Here is a 22,210-nt window from a genome sequence, read left to right as displayed (position 1 = left end):
TATCTTTCGTATAAAAGAGTTATTGCAGTGTAAAACTAACATCCGCATCCTTGACTAGAAGGCTCATTTGATACACTATTAACGCTTATACAAGCACCTTTATAGCAACTTACTTTAAGACATTTTTGAACTATTTGAGTATTGTCACTATATATCTTTAACATATAAGTTGTATTTGGACATAAAGGCCCTAGTAAAAATTGTCCATTATCATCTGTGAATGTGTGAGTTAGTGGTACTGGATATTCACATTTATCAACAATTTGAAGCAATTTAACAACAGCATCAGCAACTGGTAAACCGGCAGAATCAATAACTGTACCAAATATACAGCTTCTAGTTTCTTTTGGTAATTTTACAGTAGCATCTATTTGTTCATTATAACCAGTTTTAAAAACACAATTTCCTAATCTACAGCTCATAATTTTATCCTCCTAAGTGAATTGTAATATACTATAATATATTCCAATATAAACTCAATGTGTTTCAAATTATAAATTTTGTTTATGTAAAGTAATTTTGTTTTATAAATAAAAAAATATAAATATTAAAATTAATAGTTTTATATATATTTTTGTAACTTATGTTACTGAAAAAGTTCTTCATGTAAGTTATAATGATTAAAAATATAATATGACAATATAGGAGGAAGACAAATGAGCTGTGGATGCGGAAGTATGAATAAAAAAGATGGAAAAGTTGTTGTTGATTTAGTAAGAAGTAAGGGAAAAGCTGATTTCCCATTATCAATACAACATGAAATAGAATGTAGCTGTGGAAAGAGTTTTGTAATGAAAACTTTAGTAGATAAATGTCCATGTTGTAGTATGACTTATGGAGTTACTCCTTGTTCTTCAAGGGATAAAGAAAATATAGTTGCAGCAGATATAAACTATTAAAAAAATAACTAAATTGCTTTGCAATTTAGTTATTTTAATATTTCAAAATCATAACCAGCATCTTTTAAAACTTTAATTATTCCAGGTAAAGCGTCTACCGTAGTATTCTTTGTCATACAATCATGCATTAGTATTATTGCAGGATTTTTATAATTGCCATCTTTATCTTTAATTTCTCTAGCAACATTTTGAATTAAAGTAGAAGCTGGAATATTATTTCCTTTAGCATCACCTGAATCTACATTCCAATCATAAACATTTACTCCGTTTTCATTTAATTTATAAGTTATGTTTTTAGTAAAGTCTTTTCCCCTAGCATTTCTAACAATAGTATTATGGGAACCACCAGGAAATCTAAATATAGTACAATCATTTCCTGTAACATCTTTAATAAAGTCTTGTTGTTTATTAAAACTCTTAAAAAAAGCTTCTTCACAAGTATAAACATATTGAAATTCATGATCTGCAGTATGATTACCAATAGCATTACCTTCATCATAAGCTCTTTTAATAAACTTAATATGAGGTTCTATATAAGGTGAAATTATAAAAAAGGTTGCATGAATATTATTATTTTTTAATATATCAAGTATTAATTCTGTATTTTTACTAGGACCATCATCAAAGGTTAGATATGCAATTTTTTTTGTATCTTCTTTAATTTCTTTTTCAATAGTACTATCATTTGAAGATTTTTCTATATTATTGGGAGATGATAGAGAAGCATAAGAGGGCAAATTACTTATAAATAAAAATAAAAGTAATAATATGATGACTTTTTTTAGAAAAATAAAATGAGTATTTATAGCTTTCATTTTTAGTCCTCCTTATAAAATATAAATAGTTTAAATTAAAGTTTTGTGCTTTATATAATATTCTGTGTAGTATTAATATGAATTTATACATTAAATAAATATATTTTACTAAGATAAATATAGGGAGTTTTAGTATGAACATTTATAATAATGAAGAATATTATGAAATTATAAAGAATTCAAGGAGATTAGTAGTAGATGAATCCATATGAACTTATAATGAAGATTGATAGAAAAATGAAAGAAGATCCAGTTTTTGCAAATAAGTTTAATAGATTAGTAGGTGAATTGAATAGAACTCCAGGGTTACAACAAGAAATAATGAGAATAGCACAAATAAAGGATGAGAGTAAGAGACAAAGAGCTTTAAATAATTTACCTGACAATATTAAACAATCAGTAAAGGAAATGTTTAAACTACTAAATTAATACAATAATTAAAATAGTCTATTTTAATGAAAGATATAATTAGATCATTAAAATAGGCTATTTTTTCATAATATATATGCTAATAAATACTACACAAATGGCGAAAAAAGGAATATAATGTTTTTGTAATAATGTAATTATAAAATGGAGGTAGAATGTATGTTAAAAGGAACAAAAACTGCTGAAAATTTAATGAAGTCATTTGCTGGTGAATGTCAAGCTAGAACAAGATATACTTATTATGCAAGTGTAGCTAAGAAGGAAGGATATGTTCAAATAGCTAATATATTTATGGAAACAGCAGAGCAAGAAAAAGAGCATGCTAAAAGATTTTTTAAATTTTTAAAGAGTGAATATAATGGTGAGGCAATAGAAATGACAGCAGGATATCCAGTTGCATTATATGATGAAACATTAATGAATCTTAAGTCTGCAGCAGCTGGAGAGCATGAAGAATGGGCTCAAGATTATCCTGAATTTGCTAGAATTGCAAGAGAAGAAGGATTCATTGATATTGCAATTGCTTATGAGAGAATAGCAGAGGTAGAAAAAAGACATGAAAATAGATATTTAAAATTACTTAAAAATATAGAGAATAATACTGTATTTAAGAAGGAAGAGGCTGTTCTATGGAAATGTAATAATTGTGGATATATTTATGAAGGTGATGAAGCACCTAGTGCATGTCCAGCGTGCTTACATCCACAAGGATACTTTGAAGTTTTTCTAGAAAATTATTAAGCTTTATAATATAGGAAAGTTGTATCAAAATAGTAGTATCGAATAATTAACTATAATTTTGATATAACTTTTTTTATTTAATTGATTATTTATAAAGGATAGATACATAGAATAAATTATAGTTAAACGTAAAGTAGTATAGTTTTCATAGTGAAAGTGTGGTGTGAATGTGGAAATTAAAATTGATGTAATAAAAATAAATAATATTGAGATAAAAGTATTAGATTTAGTTTGGTTTATTATGATTCCAATAATTAATGTAAATTATATTTTAGCTAGTTTGTTAGCTAAGAATGGTCATGATCTTACAATTGCATTAGATAAGATAATTCCGTTTAAATCTATATTTATTATTCCGTACGTATATTGGTATATATATATTATAATAGGTTTTTTGTTTATATTGATGAATTCAAGAATAGATTATATGAGGTTATTTATATCATTTTTGATAGGTATGTGTGTATGTTATGCTGTATATTATATATATCCAACAGAAATTACTAGGCCTATAATTTCAAATAGTAATATACTAAATAATTTGGTAAATGGTATATATTTAGCAGATAAACCAGTAAATTGTTTTCCGTCATTACATGTTTTAACAACTTATTTTATAATGAGGTATACAAAATATGAAAACTCTAGAAAGAAATTTTACTATACACAAGTAATAGGAATATTAATAATATTATCTACCTTATTTATAAAACAACATTTTGTAGTAGATGTTATTGGAGGAATTTTATTAGGGGAGATTACAATACTTTTAGTAAAAAAAATAGATGACTATAAAATAGAAAAAATATTAAATTTACCATATATAATAAAAGATATATTTTTAATAAAATTTAAGAAAAATAATGATATAAAAAGTAAGGATATTATAAAAGGTGAAAAAGAGTTAATTAAAAATAAAAAATAAATATAAAAAATGGTGTTTAAAATTTCTTTAAACACCATTTTTTATGGATAAAATTTATAAACATTAGAGAAACTAAAAAAGCTAAGGAGGAATAAGTATGGAATTTTTATATAATTTTTTTATTTATGGTTTTATAGGATGGATAATAGAAAATGCTTTTTGTTATTATATTAATGGGCATTTTCAGTATGAGGGTTTCTTAAAGGGACCATTTAAACCGATGTATGCAATAGCTATGGCTTGGATACTTGAATTGTATAAATGTATACCTAATATATTATTTTTAGTTATCATATCGATTATAATTCCAACATCAGTAGAATATATAACAGGATTAATAATGAGAAAGTTTTTTAATAAGGATTATTGGGATTATTCAAAAGAAAAATATAATTATCAAGGAATTATATGCTTAAGGTTTTCTGTAAGTTGGGTTATTTTAAGTATTATTGATGTGAAAATAATACATCCATATTTTATATATAAAATTTATAGTTTAATAAATGGAGTTTGGCCAATATTATTAGTGTTACTAATAATAGCTTTAGGAATAGATGAAGTATTAACACTTGTTGAGTTTAAGAGAAAAGGTCAAATAATTTAATATTTAAAATTAAAAGATAAGAGTTAGAGAATTTGTACTAACCTCTAAGATAATAAAGAAAAATATTATTAGAATCTTTTAAAGTTTAAAACTATTTAATATTGATATATAATTGACTATATAATAATTGATTAGAAAGAGGAATAGTATGAGTTTAATAAGTACATATGAAAAATTTACAAATATAAATGAAGAGTTTATAGAATTCATCGATAAACTAGTTAAAGAAAATTTTGAAACTTTCAGTGAAGAGCAAATTAAAATGAATTTAAAAATAGCATTAAATAATTATGAAAAGATAAAATTTGAAAGTGATGAAATTCCAATTGATGAAGAGAATAAAAATAATTTAAATGATTTAAAATATTTAATAATGAGTGCTCTGTTTTTAGTGTCTGATTTGAAGCATTTTTATGAAATAAAGGAGTATGATAGATTTAAAATGAGAGCAATAAATTATATAAATAATAGTAGAAGAAATAAATATTATAATTAGAATCTGATTAAAACCTTTAACATAAGTATAGACTTAATGTTAAAGGTTTTTTAGTTATAATAAAGAAAAAAATATATAAAATAACATAAATATTAAAATATTGACAAAATAAGGCAAGAAGTTTAACATAGAGTAGATTGTTAAAATATACTAAAATGAGGTTAAAAATGTATAAAAATTTAAAGAAAAGTGTTTTAATATTGGTATTTTTATTTATAATAATTATTTTTGATAATAAGTCTATTTATGCTAGTAAAATAGATTATCTAAATACCTCAGTAGCTGAAAATCAAAAAGTCAATTTTGAAAATATAACAATAAGAGATGGTATATCAAGTGATTTTATTACGTGTATTTATCAAGATTCACGTGGGTTCATATGGATAGGAACTAATGATGGATTGAATCAGTATAACGGTGAAAGTGTAAAAATATACAATTGTGAAGAAGGATTGTCAGGAACACATATAAATGCTATTAATGAAGATAGTAATGGAGCCATATGGGTAGGAACTAGTAATGGATTAAATATAATAAATAGTAAAACTGAAGAAGTTGAACAAATTCCTAGTGATATTAATAATGAATTTGCAATATCACATTATAATGTTACATCTATTTATAGAGATGTTAATGATACTATGTGGGTAGGAACTAAAAAAGGATTAAATGAATATAATAGTGAAAATAAAAACTTTAAAAAATATTTTGGAAAAGATTTAGATGAGAATAGTTATTTATCTGATTCATATATAACAGATATTGAAGGGTTTTATAAAAAGGAAGATAAAAATTTTATATTAATAGGTACTAGACAAGGAATAAATTCCTTAGATATAAAAAATAGAAATGTTAAAGAAAATGAATATGAATATGAAGAGAATATATATGTTTATGATATTGAAGTCGATAAAAATAGTAGAATATGGGTTGCAACAAATAAAGGGGTTAGGAAATATAATAATGAAGATGATACTTTAGTAGGTGTTGATATTGATTTTGGGGAAGATATGTATACAGATATTACGAAGGTTTTGTGTGATAAAAAAAATAATCTTTGGTTTGCAAGCACAAATGGAGTAGTGAAATATAATGAATATGAAAATAAAACATGGTTATATAAAAGTGATAAAAGATTTATTAATTACTTAGCTAGTAATATTATACAATGTTTTTTTGAAGATAGAAGTGGAATATTGTGGGTAGGAACAGATAATGGAATAAGTAAGTTAAATATTACTCAACAAATAAGTAATGATATTAATATTATTTTGAAAAATGAAAATATAGAAAAGACAAGCGTTACATCAATAATTAAAGATAATTATGGAGAGTTATGGATAGGTACTAAATACCAAGGATTAATAAGGATATTATTAAAAGAGAATAAGGTTAAAAGATATGTGTATGATGAAAATGATCTTAACACTATAGATAGTAACTGTATAAATTATGTATTTCAAGATGACAAAGGAGAAATGATTATTATAACCGATAATGGAATATCTTTATTGGATAAAGAAGATGAAAAAATTCATAGAGTATCCATAGAAAAATCAGTAAATAAAGATTATATACAATTTCAGAAAATAATAAAGGATAGTGACGGTAATAAATGGCTTGCTAGTAATATGGGTATATATAAGTGGGATAAAGAAACTAGTGAAGTAAAAAGTTATGCAGATAAGTTTGAGGAATATGGAATTCAAGATAAAAATATAGTAGATATATACCAAGATAAATTTGATAATAATATATTATGGTTAGCTGGAGACTCTTATACAGGACTTATAAAATTTCATAAAGAATATGGTGTTTTGAAAAATTATATTAGTAAAAAAGATGAAGATAGCTTAAGTTATGATTCTATAAATTGTATTCAAGAAGATGAATGTGGAAACTTATGGATTGGAACTGATAGAGGATTAAATAAATTTAATATTGAAAATGAAAGTTTTACTGTATATTTAAAGGAAGACGGAATAAAGAGTGAATATATAAACTCAATTATAATTGATAGTAATGGGGATTTATGGATTGGGACTAATAATGGGTTGTGTAAATATGATATAAGTCAAAATAGATTCATAAGTTATAATGAAAATTATGGAGTTATAGGAAACCAATTTAATTTAAATTCTTGCTATAAAACGAATACTGGAGAAGTATTATTTGGAACAAATGAAGGGATCGTTTCATTTAACCCAGATAAAATTGAGGAACTTACTTATGAAGAAAATAAAGTAGAAATAGGTAGTATAATAATAAATGGTAAGGCCATAGATTTTAATGGTTGTAATATTAATCTTGAGTTAAATAGTAATGAAAATAATATAGAAATTAAATTCTTTTTACCTGATTATAGAAATTATTTTAATGTTACATATATGCATATGATTGAGGGGATTGATGATGAATGGATATCTTCTACTAATGAAAGTTATGCAAAATATTCAGCAGTACAACCAGGTAATTATATATTTAAAGTAAGAGCAATTCAAGAAGATGGAAGTATTACAGAAGATACCTCTATAAAAATAGAAGTGAAAAGTCCTTGGTGGATGACAAAAACAGCATATTTTATATATATTGTATTAGGGATGATGATAGTAGTTTATTGTTGGAATCATATTAATATTTTAAGAGCTTTAGTTGATAAACAAACTAAAGAGATTAATGAAAAGATGATAGAAAATAAATTATTATATGAAAAAAATATAAAAAGTGAAAAATTTAAAAATGACTATTTTGTAAATTTATCTCATGAATTAAGAACTCCTATTAATATAATTTTATCAACAGTACAATTAATAAATTCATTAGGTAAAGATAAGGATATTCCTAGGAAAAAGCTTAATCATTACATGGAGATTGTACAAAAAAGTTCAAATAGCTTACTAAGAATAATTAATGATATTATAGATAGTTCAAAAATAGAATCTGGTACGTATAAAATAAAGAAGCAAAATAGTATTGATATAGTTTATTTAGTTGAAGAAACAGCTTTAACCATGAGCGATTATATTGAAGAGAAGGGAATTTCATTAATTATCGATCCTGAAATAGAAGAAAAAGAAATATCTTGTGATCCTAATGAAATAGAAAGATGTATAGTTAATATTATAGGAAATGCAATTAAGTTTACTCCAGAGGGAGGCAAGATAGAAGTGTTTATTAAGGATAATAATACTAGTGTAAGTATTTCTATAAAAGATGATGGAATAGGAATATCAGAAGAGGATCAAAGATTTATATTTAATAGGTTTGAACAAGGTAAAAATGAAAGTTGTACAAAGGTAAGTAGTAGTGGTATAGGATTAACTTTAGTTAAATATATTGTAACATTACATGATGGAACTATAGATTTAGAGAGTGAGTTAGAAAAAGGAAGTAAGTTTACAATAACATTACCATGTGAATAAATATAAGAAATTATCTTAAAAGAGAGTATAGTATATATTCGGTAGTTTTAAGATAATTTCTTTTTTTATGTTATAAAATTAAATAAAATGTATTGACTCTTGTGTAAGACAAGAGTTTATAATTTGAAAAGGATAAAGAAATAAAGGAGATATATATGAGAAAAGAATTTTTTAAGTATGCTATTCCATCAGCATTAGCTATGTTTATTTCTTCACTATATACAGTAATTGATGGAATATTTGTTGGACAAGGTGTTGGAGATTCTGCTTTAGCAGCGGTAAATATAGTTCTTCCTTTTACAGTAATGTTATTTGGATTAGCTTCTATGTTTGCTATTGGTGGTGGAGCTTTAGTTTCTAAAAATATTGGAGCAAATAATGTAGAAAAAGCAGTTAATATTTTTAGACAGGTTTTTAAAGCTTTATTAATATTTAGTTTAATAATAAGTATAGTGTGTGTGGTATTTACTAGTCAAATAGTAACAGTATTAGGAGCTACAGAACTATTAAAGCCACTTGCTGTAGATTATTTAAGGTTTTATGCAATATTTTGCATACCAAATTTAATTGGAATTGTTTTAAATAGTTTTGTTAGAAATGATGGTAGACCAAAGCTTGCGATGGTATCAACTATAAGTGGAGCCATTACTAATATAATTTTAGATTATATATTTATTTTTAAATTAGGAATGGGAATTAAAGGTGCAGCTATAGCAACTGGTCTTGGACAAATAATAACAGTAAGTATATTAATACCTCACTTTGTTATGAAAAAAGGATTTTTATCATTTGGTAACGTAAAAGTATCATTTAAAACAGTAAAGGAATTTTGTACTATTGGATTCCCTTCATTTTTTGCTCAAGGAAGTTATTCTATAATTGTTTTACTTCACAATATAGCTTTAGTAAAGTATGTAGGTGAAGTTGGAATTTCAGCATATAGTATATTGAATTATTTAACTACTAATATATATATGGTCTTATATGGAATAACATTAGGTGTACAACCTCTTGTTAGTTATAATTATGGGAAAAAAGATGGCGAGAAAATGTTAGGATTCTTTAAGATAACCAATATTTCAAATATAGTAATAACAGCTTTTTTTGTTGTTATAAGCTTTGTATTTGGCCCAGTGTTAATATCAATATTTACAAGAGATGGACAAATAGCAGAATTAGCATATAATGCCCTAAAAATAGCATGTTTGAGTTATTTTGCAGTAGGAGTAAATTTAAATAATTTAGTTTACTATCAAGCAATTGAAATTCCTAAATATTCTAATTTGAGCTGTATATTAAGATCAGTAGTGTATTTACCAATATGCCTATTTGTACTAGGAAAGTTTTTTGGTGTAAATGGTATTTGGGTAAGTGCAATTATTTCTGAGACGTTAACATTTATAACTATAAAAATAGTTGGAAATATAAAGTTATATACCTATAGAGTTATAGAAGCAAATTAAATGCTTTTAGTATATAAACTGTACTGAGATATTAAAGTGTTATATCTCAATACAGTTTTTTATATTTAATAAGTTATACTAAAATAAAAAAACAGCTATTAAGTATAAAATAATTGAAGATAAATATTTAAAGTGATAGAATAAATAGCACTATTAAAAGGAATAAACTATATAGATTTGAAATATGAGTTAATATTTTTAAATTTAAATAATTTTTAAGCTTTATAGTGTTTATTATATTTTAATAATAACAATTTTAGAAGGGGAATAGATATGATATCTAAATTTTCAATTGGAGAAGTAGCTAAAATACATAATATTACGGTAGAGACATTAAGACATTATGATAGAGTGGGATTGTTGAAACCATCATATACAAATGAAAATACTAGATACAGATATTATACTACTAAGGATTTTATAATATTAGGTTTAATTAAGCAATGTAAATCTATGGGGTTATCTTTAGAAGAGATAAAGGGTATAATAGAAAACTATACATCACCAGAATCGGTATTACAAGTTATAGGGAAGCAAAAAAAAATAATAAATGAAAAAATAGAAGAATTAAATAAGATAAATAATAATATTACTTTTTTAGAGGATCGCATAAAGCTTTTGTTAAATGAAGGATTAAACAAAATATTTATAAAGTTTTATGAGGAAAGAACCTTTATAAAATATAATAATACAAACAGATTTACAGAGGAGTTTGAAGTAAATTTAAGTAAAATTTTATCGGAAATAGAAAGAAAGTATAGTTATTTTAATAAGGAATTAGGCTTTGTTGTTTCTTATAAAAATCTTAAAGAAAATAATCAAATAACTTATAAAAATACAATGATAAACTTTACTAGAAGAATGAATATTAAAGAATATAATAAGATAGTTTTACCTAAGGGTAAATATTTAACCCTAAATTTTGATGATGATTATAATGATACAAAGAAGTATTACGATATCATTATGAAATATATAAAAGACAATGAAATTGAGACATTAGGAGATTTTTTTGAGGTATATATAATAACGAGAGTAAGTAATAATGGTATGGAAAAATCTTTAGGTAGAATACAAATACGTATAAAATAAATTTCAGGGTTTAAATTTTATTTATAAAATACTATAAATAAAATGTAAATCAATATGTTCCAGTGTATATATTTATATTGAGAAGTTAAAGGATTAAAGGAGGTATATACAGCATGGCAAAGTGGTTATTAGATCCAGGTCATGGGGGAACAGATTCAGGAGCAACTTATAAAGGTAGAAGAGAATGTGATGATGTTCTTAGATTAGCTTTACGAGTTGGGGAAATATTAAAAAGTAATGGAGAAAATGTTTATTATACAAGGGTTACAGATGATACTTTAAGCTTAGCTGATAGAAGTAGTAAAGAGAATGTTGAAAATTATGATTATTTCGTAAGTATTCATAGGAATGCATATCGGGCAGAATCTGCAAAGGGGGTTGAGACTCATGTATATGCAACTGGGGAAACAGCAGAACAATTAGCCAGTAAAGTTAATGAAGAAATGGTTAAAAATGGTTTTGTAAATAGAGGAGTAAAAGTTTCGAATTTTCATGTTTTAAGAGAAACAAAATGTCCTGCAATATTAGTAGAAGTTGGTTTTATAGATAATACTTCAGAAAATTCTTTGTTTGATTTAAAGTTTGAAAAAATAGCTCAATCAATAAGTAAGGGATGTTTATTGCAAATAGGAAAAGAAATAAGCATTATTAATAGTTCCAATAGTTATGAAGTATATTATAGGTGTGTTGTAGGAAGTTTTAAAGAAAGAATAAATGCAGAAAATAGAAAAGCTGAATTAATAGCAAAGGGATATAAAGATACCTTTATAGAGATATATAAGAAAAATTAAAAATTTTAAAATGACCATATCAAAATATTATTTGAGTTTTGATATGGTCATTTTTATTAATAAAAATTCAAATTGTAGGTGAAAATAAGTGTAATGAATAGATAGGAAAGAGGTGTTAATCATGAAGAAGAAATATGAAATAATAAATTGTCTAACTTTAATTTTATTTTTTAGTGTAGTAAATAAAAATATTGCTATAGAAGTACCAACATCAGATTATGATGATTATTTTAATCAAAATAATACAAAACAATATAATACATTTCCAGATAATAATTTAAATAATAATTTAAATAATAATGATATGAATAAAATAGAGGATTTTCATTATTATTTTGATGATTATGATTACTATAATAATTATAAGGATTTTCAATATTACGATAAAAAGGATGATTATTATGATCATAATTATTATGATAATGCTGAATAATTATACAGTGAAAAATGGTTTTATTTAAAGTTTGAAAAATTTAAAAAATATTCCGTATAATTAAAGTGTATTAAAAAAGGATAAAATATTAATGTTTTGTTAATAAAAACGGTATCAAATTAAATAAATTGCATAAAAGGGGTGTATTTACACAAAATTCTTGTAGACAAATGTAGAAAAAAGAAGTATAAATATAATATAGGATATGTAATGGAGGGAATAAAATGGTACTAATAGGAATATTAATGGTGATAGTTGGATTTGCACTTAAATTAGATAGTATAGCGGTAATAATAATATCAGCTCTTGCTACAGGATTTGCAGCTCATATGGATATTACTGAAATATTATCAATCCTTGGTAATACATTTGTTAATCAAAGATTAATAACAATTTTTATATTAACACTACCTGTAATAGGTATATCAGAAAGATATGGATTAAAAGAAAAAGCAGTTTCATTAATTAAGAAAGTTAAGAATCTTTCAACAGGAAAGCTTTTAACATTATATTGTTTAATAAGACAAATTGCTGGAGCTATGTCATTAAGAATAAGTGGACATCCTCAATTTGTTAGACCTTTAATAAATCCAATGGCTCAAGGTGCAGCAATAAGTAAGTACGGAAAGCTAGATGAGAAAACAGAGGCTAAAATAAAAGCAGCGGCAGCATCTATGGATAACTACGGTAATTTCTATGGGCAAAATTTATTCTTAGCAAGTTCAGGAGTTTTATTAATTGCTAATACATTAAGCGAGTTAGGATATGCAACAACAGGATTAGATATTGCAAAAGCTTCAATTCCTGTAGCAATAATTGCTTTTGGATTAGTTTTAATTCAAAACATATTATTGGACAAGCAATTGGAAAGACAGTTTGGAAAAAAGAATAAATAAGCACAAAGGAGAAATGATATATGGATTTTGCAGCAATTTCTAATATGCTATTAGAAATATTCTACATAATAATTGGAATTATGATGTTAAATACAGCTGTATTAACATTACGTGATAAAAATCATAAAGCAAAAATAGGGACAGCCTTATTTTGGGCATTACTAGGAGTAATATTTATATTTGGACCATATATACCATCAGTAGTTGTTGGTGGGATATTAGTTGTTATAGCAGTACTTACTTTAACTAAACAAGTTAAACCAGGAACTGTTAAGGCATTAGATGAAAAGTTCGGAGAAGAACAAGCACAAAAATTAGGATTAAAGGTATTTATACCATCATTAGTTATAGCTTTAGCAGCATTAGGAATTGCTCAATTTACACCAATATCAGGAACAGCAGCAATTGGTGTTGCAGCAGTTATTGCAGTAATAGTTACGTTTATTATTACTAAGGCTAAGCCTAGAGTTTTAGTTGAAGAATCAGATAGAATGCTTCAATCAGTAGGTGCAGTAAGTATACTTCCACAATTATTAGCAGCGCTTGGTGCATTATTTACAGCAGCAGGAGTTGGTGATGTAATTTCATCAGGAATATCAAGTGTATTACCACAAGGAAATATATTTATAGGTGTTACTGCTTATTGTATAGGTATGGCAGTATTTACGATGATAATGGGAAATGCTTTTGCAGCCTTTTCAGTTATTACAGTTGGTATAGGAATACCATTTGTATTTGCACAAGGTGCTAATGTTGCAATTGCAGGAGCTCTTGCGTTAACAGCAGGTTATTGTGGTACATTATTAACACCAATGGCAGCTAATTTTAATATTATGCCAGCTGCTTTACTTGAAATTGAAGATAAGAATTCAATAATCAAGCATCAAGCACCAGTAGCTTTACTTTTATTAGCTATTCACATTGTATTAATGTACTTCTTAGCATTTTAATTAAAAGAATAATTTAATATGTTATAATATATATGAGATATTTTCTAAAGCATTTATTGATTAGAAGATATCTCATAATTCTTACCACAATAAATAATAAAATTTACCAGTTAATTAAGAATAACAAAGGAGAAGATGAATATGAAAGTTTTAATAACAGGATTCGATCCATTTGGAGGAGAACCAATAAATCCAGCATTAGAAGCAGTGAAGTTATTACCTGATACTATTGCTGGAGCTGAAGTAATTAAACTTGAGATTCCAACAGTATTTAGAAAATCTTTAGAAAAAATAGAAGAAGCTATAGAAGCTTATGGACCTGATATAGTTATTTCTATAGGGCAAGCTGGGGGTAGATTTGGAATTACTCCTGAAAGAGTTGCAATCAATATGGATGATGCAAGAATTAAAGATAATGAAGGTAATCAACCATTAGATATTACTATATATGAAGATGGAGAAGCAGCATATTTCTCTAACTTACCAATAAAAGCTATGGTTAATGAAATGAAGATAAATGGAATTCCAGCATCAGTTTCAAATACAGCAGGAACTTTTGTATGTAATCATGTTATGTATGGAGTATTATACTTAGTTGATAAGAAATATCCTAATATTAGAGCAGGATTTATACATGTTCCATATATACCATCACAAGTAGTTGATAAGCCAGAAAAACCATCAATGAGTACAATTGATATTTCAAAAGGATTAGAATTATCAATAAAAGCAGCAGTAGAAAATATAGAAGATATTAAGGCTGTTGGTGGAGCAATTTGCTAGGATGCTAGAACCCAAAGAACAAAAGAGGATCTTTGTTTATGGTAGTTTAAGAACAGGTTTCTTTAACTATAATAAATATTTGTTAGGAAAAGTATCAAATGCTCAAGATGGAAAAGTAAAAGGTAAATTATATCATATGCCACACAAAGGTTATCCTGCATTAATTGAAGGGGATGATGTGGTAATTGGGGAAATAATGACTTTAAATGACTTTGAAAGTGTAATGATTCCAATGGATGAAATGGAAAATTACTATGGGGTAAATGATAGTAGAAATGAATACAATAGAGTAGTAATGGATGTTGAACTTTTAGACGGAAGTAAAGAAAGTTGTTATGTTTATTATTATACTATGAATGATAAAGATGTTTTCGAAGAAAATAGTATTTACATAAAAAATGGTGATTGGAAGGACTATATGTCAAAAAATCATTATAAATAAATAGTTATGTCTCTTGATTTTATCTAATATGTGGATTAAATCAAGGGACATTTTTTTATATTTGACAAAGAAAAATATTAGGAATAAACTTATCATAAATAAACATAAATAAAATGAGGTGAAATAAATGGGAAACTGTAGTACATGTCCAAGTAATGGATCATGTGGAAAAGATGAAACACAATGTGGAATTGAAAATAATCCAGAAAATAAAATAAAAAATATAATAGCTGTAATGAGTGGTAAAGGTGGAGTTGGAAAATCTACTATGTCCGTTATGATTGCTAGACAATTAGCTCAAAGAGGATATAGAGTAGGAATTTTGGATGCGGATATAACAGGGCCTAGTATACCAAGATTACTTCATATAGAGGAAGAAAGAGCAAGAGGAACAGAAACGCTTATTTTCCCAGTAGAAAGCAGCGAAGGAATTAAAGTTATGTCTTTAAATCTAGTTGTAGAAAAGGAAGATGAAGCTGTTATTTGGAGAGGTCCAGCTATAGTTAATGTTGTAAAGCAGTTTTGGACTGGAGTATATTGGGGAGAGCTAGATTACTTAATAATAGATATGCCACCAGGAACAGGGGATGTCCCATTAACAGTAATGCAAACTATACCTATTAAGGGAGTAGTAATGGTTTCTATTCCTCAAGATATGATTTCTATGATAGTTTCTAAGTCTATAAATATGGCTAGAAAAATGAATATAGATATATTTGGTGTAATAGAAAATATGAGTTACATTAAGTGTCCTGACTGTGATAAAACTATTAAATTATTTAACGGTGAAAGTACGGAGAAATTCTTAAAAGATATGAATGTAGAACTTCTAGGAGAACTACCTATGCATAGAGCTATTACTAATTATGGTTCTTTAGAATTAGTAGAAGAGGAAGAAGAAATAGCTGAATTATTTGATCCTATAGTTGAAAAGATAATGAATAAATCAAAGAAAAAATTAATTTTATAATTATATTTATAAAAACATCTAAACTTATATTTGAACTAATTTTAGTAATATATATAGTTCAAATAGGGTATTAGGTGTTTTTATTATTTTTACAAAAGCATAATAAGTATAAATAAGCCTTAATTGAAGGATAAGTAAAAAATTGTTATAATAGTAAATAAAACGTTTAATGGGGTGGAGAGAATGGCAACAATAAAGGAGATCGCAAAAGAAAGTGGAGTATCCATTGCAACTGTATCTAATATTATACATGGAAAACCTGGGGCAAGTGATGAAACTAGAAAGAAAGTAATGGATGTTATAAAAAGATTAGATTATACTCCTAATATAATTGCACAAAGTCTAAAACAAAAAAATACAAAAACCATTGGAATAATTACAGAAGATTTAACTGTATTTAATACTGCAAATATAGTAGATGGAATAAATGAATATTGTGATCAGCATGGCTATCAATTTGTATTAGGAAATTTAAGGTTATATAAGAAATATGATAAAAAGTTTTATGATTCTGATAAATACTATTCTAGAGTAAATGAAGAATTTAAATTGATGCTGTCAAAGCAAGTAGAGGGAATAATATATATAGCATGTCATTGTAGAGAACTAAAATGTATTCCAGAAGAATTTCCTATACCTATAACAATTGCATATGGTTTTACGAAATCAAATAAGTTATCATCAATAATATTTGATGATGAACAAGGTGCTTATGAAGCAACTCAAAGAATTATTAAAGCTGGAAATAATAAAATAGGAGTAATTTGTGGATTACGTCAAAGTTTACATACTGAACAGAGATTAATTGGCTATCAAAGGGCTTTGTATGATAATAATATATTATTTAATCCTAATTATATATGTTATGGTGATTGGGAAAGAGAGTCTGGATATAAAGCTTGTGAAGTATTAGTAAAGCAAGGGGTTACAGCTATTTTCTCAATGAATGATGTTATGGCTGGTGGAGTATATGATTATATGAATGATAAAGGATTATTAATTGGGAAGGATATATCTCTAGTTGGATTTGATAACCGTGAAATAAGCCAGGCTTACAATCCCAAATTGTCAACAATGGCATTACCACTCTTTGATATTGGAAGAAAATCAGCACAAATTCTAATTAATTCTATAGTATCAAATAAGTCAGATAATAAATCGTATAAAATAAATTGTAAATTTATAAATGCAAAATCATTAATTAAAAGATAAGTAAAAGGTATATCGGTATTAATACTGGTATATCTTTTTATATAATAATTTAAATTATATAAAAAATAAATTTTATTAAAACGTTTAATAAATAGAGAAAAATAAAGAAAATACAACATAGCTACTAGAAAATAAATAAAAATAAGGGAAATAATGGTTTTAAAATCCTTTTAAATATGGTATAAATAAGTAAAGAGGAAGTAAAATCTTTGAAATTTTATAAAACGTTTAAGTGATATTGAAATAAGGGAGGCATTAATATGAACATTAAAGGAAGTAGTAAATTATTTTCATTACCTTTACAAAATATAGAGATTAATGATGGATTTTGGAGTAAGTATACTAAGTTAGTTAAAGATGTGATTATTCCATATCAATGGGATATATTAAATGATAAAGTTGAAGATGCTGAGCCTAGCCATTGTTTAAATAATTTTAAAATAGCAGCAGGTGAAATAGAGGGTAAATTTGGAGGGGCAGTATTTCAAGATACGGATGTAGCAAAATGGCTTGAAGCTGTGGCATATTCTCTAACTACAGAGAAAGATGAGAATTTAGAAAAGGTAGCAGATGAAGTTATTGAATTAATAGGAAAGGCACAATGTGAAGATGGATATATAAATACTTATTTTACTATAAAGGAACCAGAATTAAGATGGACAAATCTTACGGAGGGACATGAACTATATACAGCAGGACATTTATTAGAGGCAGCAGTAGCATATTATAATGCAACTGGAAAAGATAAGTTTTTAAATATAATGATTAAATTTGCAGATCTAATTTGTGATACATTTGGAGAAGATGAAAATAAGAAGCAGGGGTATCCGGGACATCAAGAAATAGAATTAGCATTATTTAAATTATATGAGGTTACAGGTAATAGAAAATATGCAGATATGGCTAAATATTTTATAGATGAAAGAGGAAAGGAGCCTAATTTCTTTTTAGAAGAAGAAAAAACTGAACAGTTTAAGAGAATATTTCCTGAGTTTGCAGGATATACACCTTTATATTCGCAATCACATTTACCTGTAAGAGAACAGAAAACTGCAGAGGGACATGCCGTGAGGGCAACTTATATGTATTGTGCTATGGCTGATTTAGCTTATGAGTATAATGATAAAGAGTTATTTAAAGCTTGTGAAACACTATGGAACAATATAGTTAATAAAAGAATGTTTATAACGGGAAGTATAGGTTCGTCAGGTTTATTAGAAAGATTTACAACAGATTATGATTTACCTAATGATATAAATTATTCAGAAACCTGTGCATCTATAGGATTGGCTTTATTTGGATTAAGAATGGCTAAGATAACAAAAGAATCAAAGTATATAGATATAGTTGAGAAGGCATTATATAATACTGTTCTTTCAGGAATAGCAATGGATGGAAAAAGCTTCTTTTATGTGAATCCTTTAGAAGTATGGCCTGATTCATGTTTACCACGTACATCTAAGGAACATGTAAAGTCAGTACGACAAAAGTGGTTTGGAGTAGCTTGTTGTCCTCCTAATATAGCAAGAACTTTAGCTTCATTAGGGCAATATATTTATATGCAAGATAAAGATACTCTATATATTAATTTATTTGTAGCTAATAAATCAAAAGTGGAATTAGAGAATAAGATTTTAAATGTTGAAATGATTAGTAAATTTCCTGATGATAGTAGTGTTAAATTACATGTATTATCTAATAATAATGAAAAATCATCAATTGCAATTAGGATACCAGATTATGCAGAAGAGTTTTCAATTAAATTAAATGAAGTATTATATGAATTTGAGAATAAAAATGGTTATGCAATTATTAATGGAGTATTTAATGATGACAGCATAGATATTCAGTTTAATTCACCAGCCAGATTTATTTATTCTAATCCATTGGTAAGAGCTGATTTTGGAAAAGTAGCTATAACTAAGGGTCCTTTAGTATATTGCTTAGAGGAAATTGATAATGGTAATAATCTTTCTGGGATAATGATAGACACAAATAGCAAAATAGAAGAAGAGTATGATAGTGAACTGCTAGGAGGAAGTACGGTTGTATATGTTAAGGGGAAAAAGGTAAGTGATTTAAACTGGAACAATGAAAAACTTTACTTTATGAGTAAACCTATTTTAAGTGATGTTAAACTAAAAGCAATACCATATTGTTATTGGGGTAATAGAGGTAATGGTGAGATGAATGTGTGGATAAAAGAAATGTAAAATAAAAGAAAATAATATATCATACGTACAATTTATTGCAAATCAATAAAATTACACTAAAAAATAGAATGTTTTTAAATAAATGGAAAAAATAGCTAAGGAATGTATTGACAATAATGATATATATTAGTTACAATAATATTGTAATAATTCAATAAAATAAAAATAAATAAATTGTATTTATGAAATGAATTAAAAATTCAAGGGATTAAAAAGACTACATAAGCTTTAGCTTTTGTAATATATTTATGAGGAGTTATGGAGGGGTATTATGATTAATATGAAAACGTTTAAAAGGTTAATAGGACTTTTATTAGCTACATCAGTAACTACAGGGTTAATGGTTGGATGTGGATCAAGTAAAAGTACAGATGATTCAAGTAAAGGAACTGAATCAGAAGAGGCTGTAACTGATGAAAGTTCAGAGGAAGAACCAACAGTAGTTACTGCAGGTGATGAAAATGGTACTGAATTTGAAATGTGGACATTCGTTGAATTACATGCTCAATTCTATCAAGAAATGGTTGAAGAGTGGAATAAGCAAAATCCAAATAAAACAATTAACTTAAAAATGACAGTTTTACCTTATGGTGATATGCATACAAAATTACAATCATCTTTACTTGCAGGTAAAGGAGCTCCAGACTTATGTGATATAGAAGTTGGACAATTCCCTAATTTCTTAAAGGGAGTACCACAACTAGAACCATTGAATGATGTTGTTGAGCCTTATAAGGATTCAATAGTTGAATCAAGACTTAATCTTTATAGTAAAGATGGAGATATGTATGGATTACCAACACACGTTGGAGCAACAGTAGCATTCTATAATACAGAATTATTAGAAGCAGCAGGAATTGATTATACTGCAATAAAAACTTGGGATGATTATAAGGACGCAGGTAGTAAATATTATGAAGCTACAGGAAATTATTTAGGAACAGCAGACACAGGAGCAATATGGACAGAATCATTAATGATTTCAGAGTTAGGTAGTGATTATACAGATAAGGATGGTAATCCGCAAATTGATACTCCAGAAATGGAAAAAGTATTAACAACATTAAAAGAGCTTCAAGATAGTAATGCAATTGCTACAATAGCAGGTGGACAACCGGATAATGAAGAAGCCTTTGGTGAATACAATAATGGAACATATGCTTCAGCTATTATGCCAATGTGGTATATGTCAAGATTTATAAACTATATGCCAGAATTATCAGGTAAGATTGCTATAGCACCTGCTCCTGTATTTGAAGAGGGACAAGACCGCTCAGTTGGTGGAGGCGGTACTGGTACTGTTGTAACAAATCAATGTGGTGATGTTGACTTAGCTAAAGAGTTCTTAGCATTTGCAAAGCTTTCAGAAGAAGGAAATATAAAGGTTTGGGAAATATTAGGATTTGATCCAGTTAACACTACTGTTTGGGATAACGAAGAAGTTACTAATAACACTGATAATCAATATGTACAATATTTCAAGAATAATCCATTTGATGTATTAAAAGAAATAAAAGAAGAAATAGGATTATGTAAGGTTGTTGAAAATAGTCCATCTATAAATGAAGTTTTCTGTACTACTACTTTAAACAGTATATTTGAAGATGGTGAAGATGTAAAAGAAGCATTAGACTATGCTAAAGATGAAATAGATAATGCAGTTCAATAAATAAAAGTATAATAAATGCAAAATTCATCAGTAATGATGGGTTTTGCATAATTTATAGAGGGGGTAAGTCAATGGTAAAAAGATTTATATATAATAAAAAAGTTGCACCATATGTATTTATATTACCATTTATAATTATATTTCTAGTATTTTTTATTTCACCTATGGCTAGAACAATTGTGATGAGTTTTCAATCAGTGTTACCAGGAATAACAGAATGGGTTGGCTTTGATAATTATAGTAGATTATTAGGTGATAAGGTATTCCTTAAGGCTGTTATGAACAGTATGAAATATATGATTTGGACTTTAATATTACTTATTCCAATTCCTATGCTACTTGCGACAGTTTTAAATAGTAAATTTGCTAAAGGAAGAGAATTCTTTAAATCAGCACTTTATTTACCAGCATTAACATCTGTAGTTGTTGCAGGTACAATATTTAGATTAGCATTTAGTGAATTAGATGGAGCAGTAATGAATTCTGTTATAGGATTCTTTGGAATGGATCCAATTAAGTGGTTAAAAGGAGCAGGTACAGGTTTCTTTGCATTATTACTTTTAGCATGTTGGAGGTGGACAGGCGTTAATATGCTATATTTCTTATCAGGTCTTAAGAACATACCAGATGAATTATATGAATCGGCAGATATTGATGGAGCAAATGCTGTTCAAAAATTCATTTATATTACAGTTCCACAATTAAAACCAACAATAGTATATGTATTAACTATTTCAATATATGCAGGATTAGCAATGTTTACAGAAAGTTACATGATTTGGGGAGGGAATTCTTCACCTAAGAACATAGGTCTTACAATTGTAGGATATTTATATAGACAAGGTATTGAAAAGAATGCAATGGGATATGCATCTGCAGTTGGAATCATATTATTTATTATAGCTATGACTATTAATATGATTCAGTTAAAAATGAATGGAACATTTTCAAAGGAGGAATAATTA

General features: G+C 26.5%; 22 protein-coding genes. 20 read left to right on the top strand and 2 right to left on the bottom strand.

All coding sequences use genetic code 11. From position 1 onward, the window contains the following. Positions 1–35 precede the first annotated feature (35 nt). Positions 36–422 carry a carboxypeptidase-like regulatory domain-containing protein gene (locus I4V51_RS04795; RefSeq protein ID WP_195987173.1) on the bottom strand — a complete coding sequence of 129 codons (387 nt, stop codon included), beginning with the start codon at positions 420–422 and terminating at the stop codon, positions 36–38. 234 nt (positions 423–656) lie between these two features. Here I4V51_RS04795 and I4V51_RS04790 point away from each other — a divergent pair, with 234 nt between their 5' ends. Next, positions 657–899 carry a hypothetical protein gene (locus tag I4V51_RS04790; protein WP_195987172.1) on the top strand — a complete coding sequence of 81 codons (243 nt, stop codon included), beginning with the start codon at positions 657–659 and terminating at the stop codon, positions 897–899. Positions 900–928: 29 nt separating this feature from the next. Here the strand turns inward: I4V51_RS04790 and I4V51_RS04785 are convergent, their stop codons facing one another. Further along, the gene (locus I4V51_RS04785; RefSeq protein ID WP_195987171.1) at positions 929–1,714 is read right to left on the bottom strand and encodes a polysaccharide deacetylase family protein; all 786 of its coding nucleotides are present in this window, start codon (positions 1,712–1,714) and stop codon (positions 929–931) included. A 198-nt stretch (positions 1,715–1,912) separates the two neighbouring features. Here I4V51_RS04785 and I4V51_RS04780 point away from each other — a divergent pair, with 198 nt between their 5' ends. The 19 genes from I4V51_RS04780 to I4V51_RS04690 all read left to right on the top strand — a co-directional run bounded on the left by I4V51_RS04780 (position 1,913) and on the right by I4V51_RS04690 (position 22,207). Continuing rightward, on the top strand, positions 1,913–2,143 hold the full coding sequence (locus I4V51_RS04780) for a hypothetical protein (protein ID WP_195987170.1): 231 nt from the start codon (positions 1,913–1,915) through the stop codon (positions 2,141–2,143). Between the two features lie 159 nt (positions 2,144–2,302). Beyond that, a complete protein-coding gene (gene rbr / locus I4V51_RS04775; protein ID WP_195987169.1) occupies positions 2,303–2,884 on the top strand; it encodes a rubrerythrin in 582 nt (193 codons plus the stop codon). Positions 2,885–3,053: 169 nt separating this feature from the next. Continuing rightward, positions 3,054–3,809, top strand: coding sequence for a phosphatase PAP2 family protein (locus I4V51_RS04770; RefSeq protein ID WP_347708642.1), 756 nt, complete (start codon positions 3,054–3,056; stop codon positions 3,807–3,809). Positions 3,810–3,906: 97 nt separating this feature from the next. Continuing rightward, positions 3,907–4,413, top strand: a complete 507-nt coding sequence (locus I4V51_RS04765) for a putative ABC transporter permease (RefSeq protein WP_195987168.1) — start codon at positions 3,907–3,909, stop codon at positions 4,411–4,413. Between the two features lie 148 nt (positions 4,414–4,561). Then, positions 4,562–4,909: a hypothetical protein gene (locus tag I4V51_RS04760; RefSeq protein ID WP_195987167.1), complete on the top strand. Its 348-nt coding sequence runs from the start codon at positions 4,562–4,564 to the stop codon at positions 4,907–4,909. Between the two features lie 167 nt (positions 4,910–5,076). Further along, on the top strand, positions 5,077–8,331 hold the full coding sequence (locus I4V51_RS04755) for a two-component regulator propeller domain-containing protein (protein WP_195987166.1): 3,255 nt from the start codon (positions 5,077–5,079) through the stop codon (positions 8,329–8,331). A gap of 155 nt (positions 8,332–8,486) precedes the next feature. Continuing rightward, positions 8,487–9,794, top strand: a complete 1,308-nt coding sequence (locus I4V51_RS04750) for an MATE family efflux transporter (protein ID WP_195987165.1) — start codon at positions 8,487–8,489, stop codon at positions 9,792–9,794. 273 nt (positions 9,795–10,067) lie between these two features. After that, positions 10,068–10,886, top strand: a complete 819-nt coding sequence (locus tag I4V51_RS04745; RefSeq protein WP_195987164.1) for a MerR family transcriptional regulator — start codon at positions 10,068–10,070, stop codon at positions 10,884–10,886. 113 nt (positions 10,887–10,999) lie between these two features. Beyond that, positions 11,000–11,677, top strand: a complete 678-nt coding sequence (locus tag I4V51_RS04740) for an N-acetylmuramoyl-L-alanine amidase (RefSeq protein WP_195987163.1) — start codon at positions 11,000–11,002, stop codon at positions 11,675–11,677. Positions 11,678–11,798: 121 nt separating this feature from the next. Then, positions 11,799–12,110, top strand: coding sequence for a hypothetical protein (locus I4V51_RS04735; RefSeq protein WP_195987162.1), 312 nt, complete (start codon positions 11,799–11,801; stop codon positions 12,108–12,110). A 224-nt stretch (positions 12,111–12,334) separates the two neighbouring features. Then, positions 12,335–13,006: a DUF969 domain-containing protein gene (locus tag I4V51_RS04730; protein WP_195987161.1), complete on the top strand. Its 672-nt coding sequence runs from the start codon at positions 12,335–12,337 to the stop codon at positions 13,004–13,006. Between the two features lie 20 nt (positions 13,007–13,026). Continuing rightward, positions 13,027–13,956, top strand: coding sequence for a DUF979 domain-containing protein (locus I4V51_RS04725; protein ID WP_195987160.1), 930 nt, complete (start codon positions 13,027–13,029; stop codon positions 13,954–13,956). Between the two features lie 141 nt (positions 13,957–14,097). Continuing rightward, positions 14,098–14,739, top strand: coding sequence for a pyroglutamyl-peptidase I (gene pcp / locus I4V51_RS04720; RefSeq protein ID WP_195987159.1), 642 nt, complete (start codon positions 14,098–14,100; stop codon positions 14,737–14,739). Between the two features lies 1 nt (position 14,740). Continuing rightward, positions 14,741–15,181 carry a gamma-glutamylcyclotransferase family protein gene (locus I4V51_RS04715; RefSeq protein WP_195987158.1) on the top strand — a complete coding sequence of 147 codons (441 nt, stop codon included), beginning with the start codon at positions 14,741–14,743 and terminating at the stop codon, positions 15,179–15,181. 127 nt (positions 15,182–15,308) lie between these two features. Beyond that, complete coding sequence (locus I4V51_RS04710) at positions 15,309–16,151, top strand: Mrp/NBP35 family ATP-binding protein (RefSeq protein WP_195987157.1); 843 nt, start codon at positions 15,309–15,311, stop codon at positions 16,149–16,151. Between the two features lie 183 nt (positions 16,152–16,334). Continuing rightward, positions 16,335–17,363, top strand: coding sequence for a LacI family DNA-binding transcriptional regulator (locus tag I4V51_RS04705; RefSeq protein WP_195987156.1), 1,029 nt, complete (start codon positions 16,335–16,337; stop codon positions 17,361–17,363). A gap of 260 nt (positions 17,364–17,623) precedes the next feature. Next, positions 17,624–19,576 (top strand): beta-L-arabinofuranosidase domain-containing protein, encoded by a 1,953-nt coding sequence (locus I4V51_RS04700; protein ID WP_195987155.1) that lies wholly within the window; start codon positions 17,624–17,626, stop codon positions 19,574–19,576. Between the two features lie 271 nt (positions 19,577–19,847). Further along, on the top strand, positions 19,848–21,245 hold the full coding sequence (locus I4V51_RS04695) for an extracellular solute-binding protein (RefSeq protein ID WP_195987154.1): 1,398 nt from the start codon (positions 19,848–19,850) through the stop codon (positions 21,243–21,245). Between the two features lie 71 nt (positions 21,246–21,316). After that, the gene (locus I4V51_RS04690) at positions 21,317–22,207 is read left to right on the top strand and encodes a sugar ABC transporter permease (RefSeq protein ID WP_195987153.1); all 891 of its coding nucleotides are present in this window, start codon (positions 21,317–21,319) and stop codon (positions 22,205–22,207) included. Positions 22,208–22,210: the final 3 nt, after the last annotated feature.

The organism is Clostridium sp. D53t1_180928_C8 (genome assembly GCF_015667795.1).
In the GTDB taxonomy this organism is placed as follows: domain Bacteria; phylum Bacillota; class Clostridia; order Clostridiales; family Clostridiaceae; genus Clostridium.
Note: the sequence above shows the minus strand (reverse complement) of the source record. Positions and strands in the feature narration are given on the sequence as shown.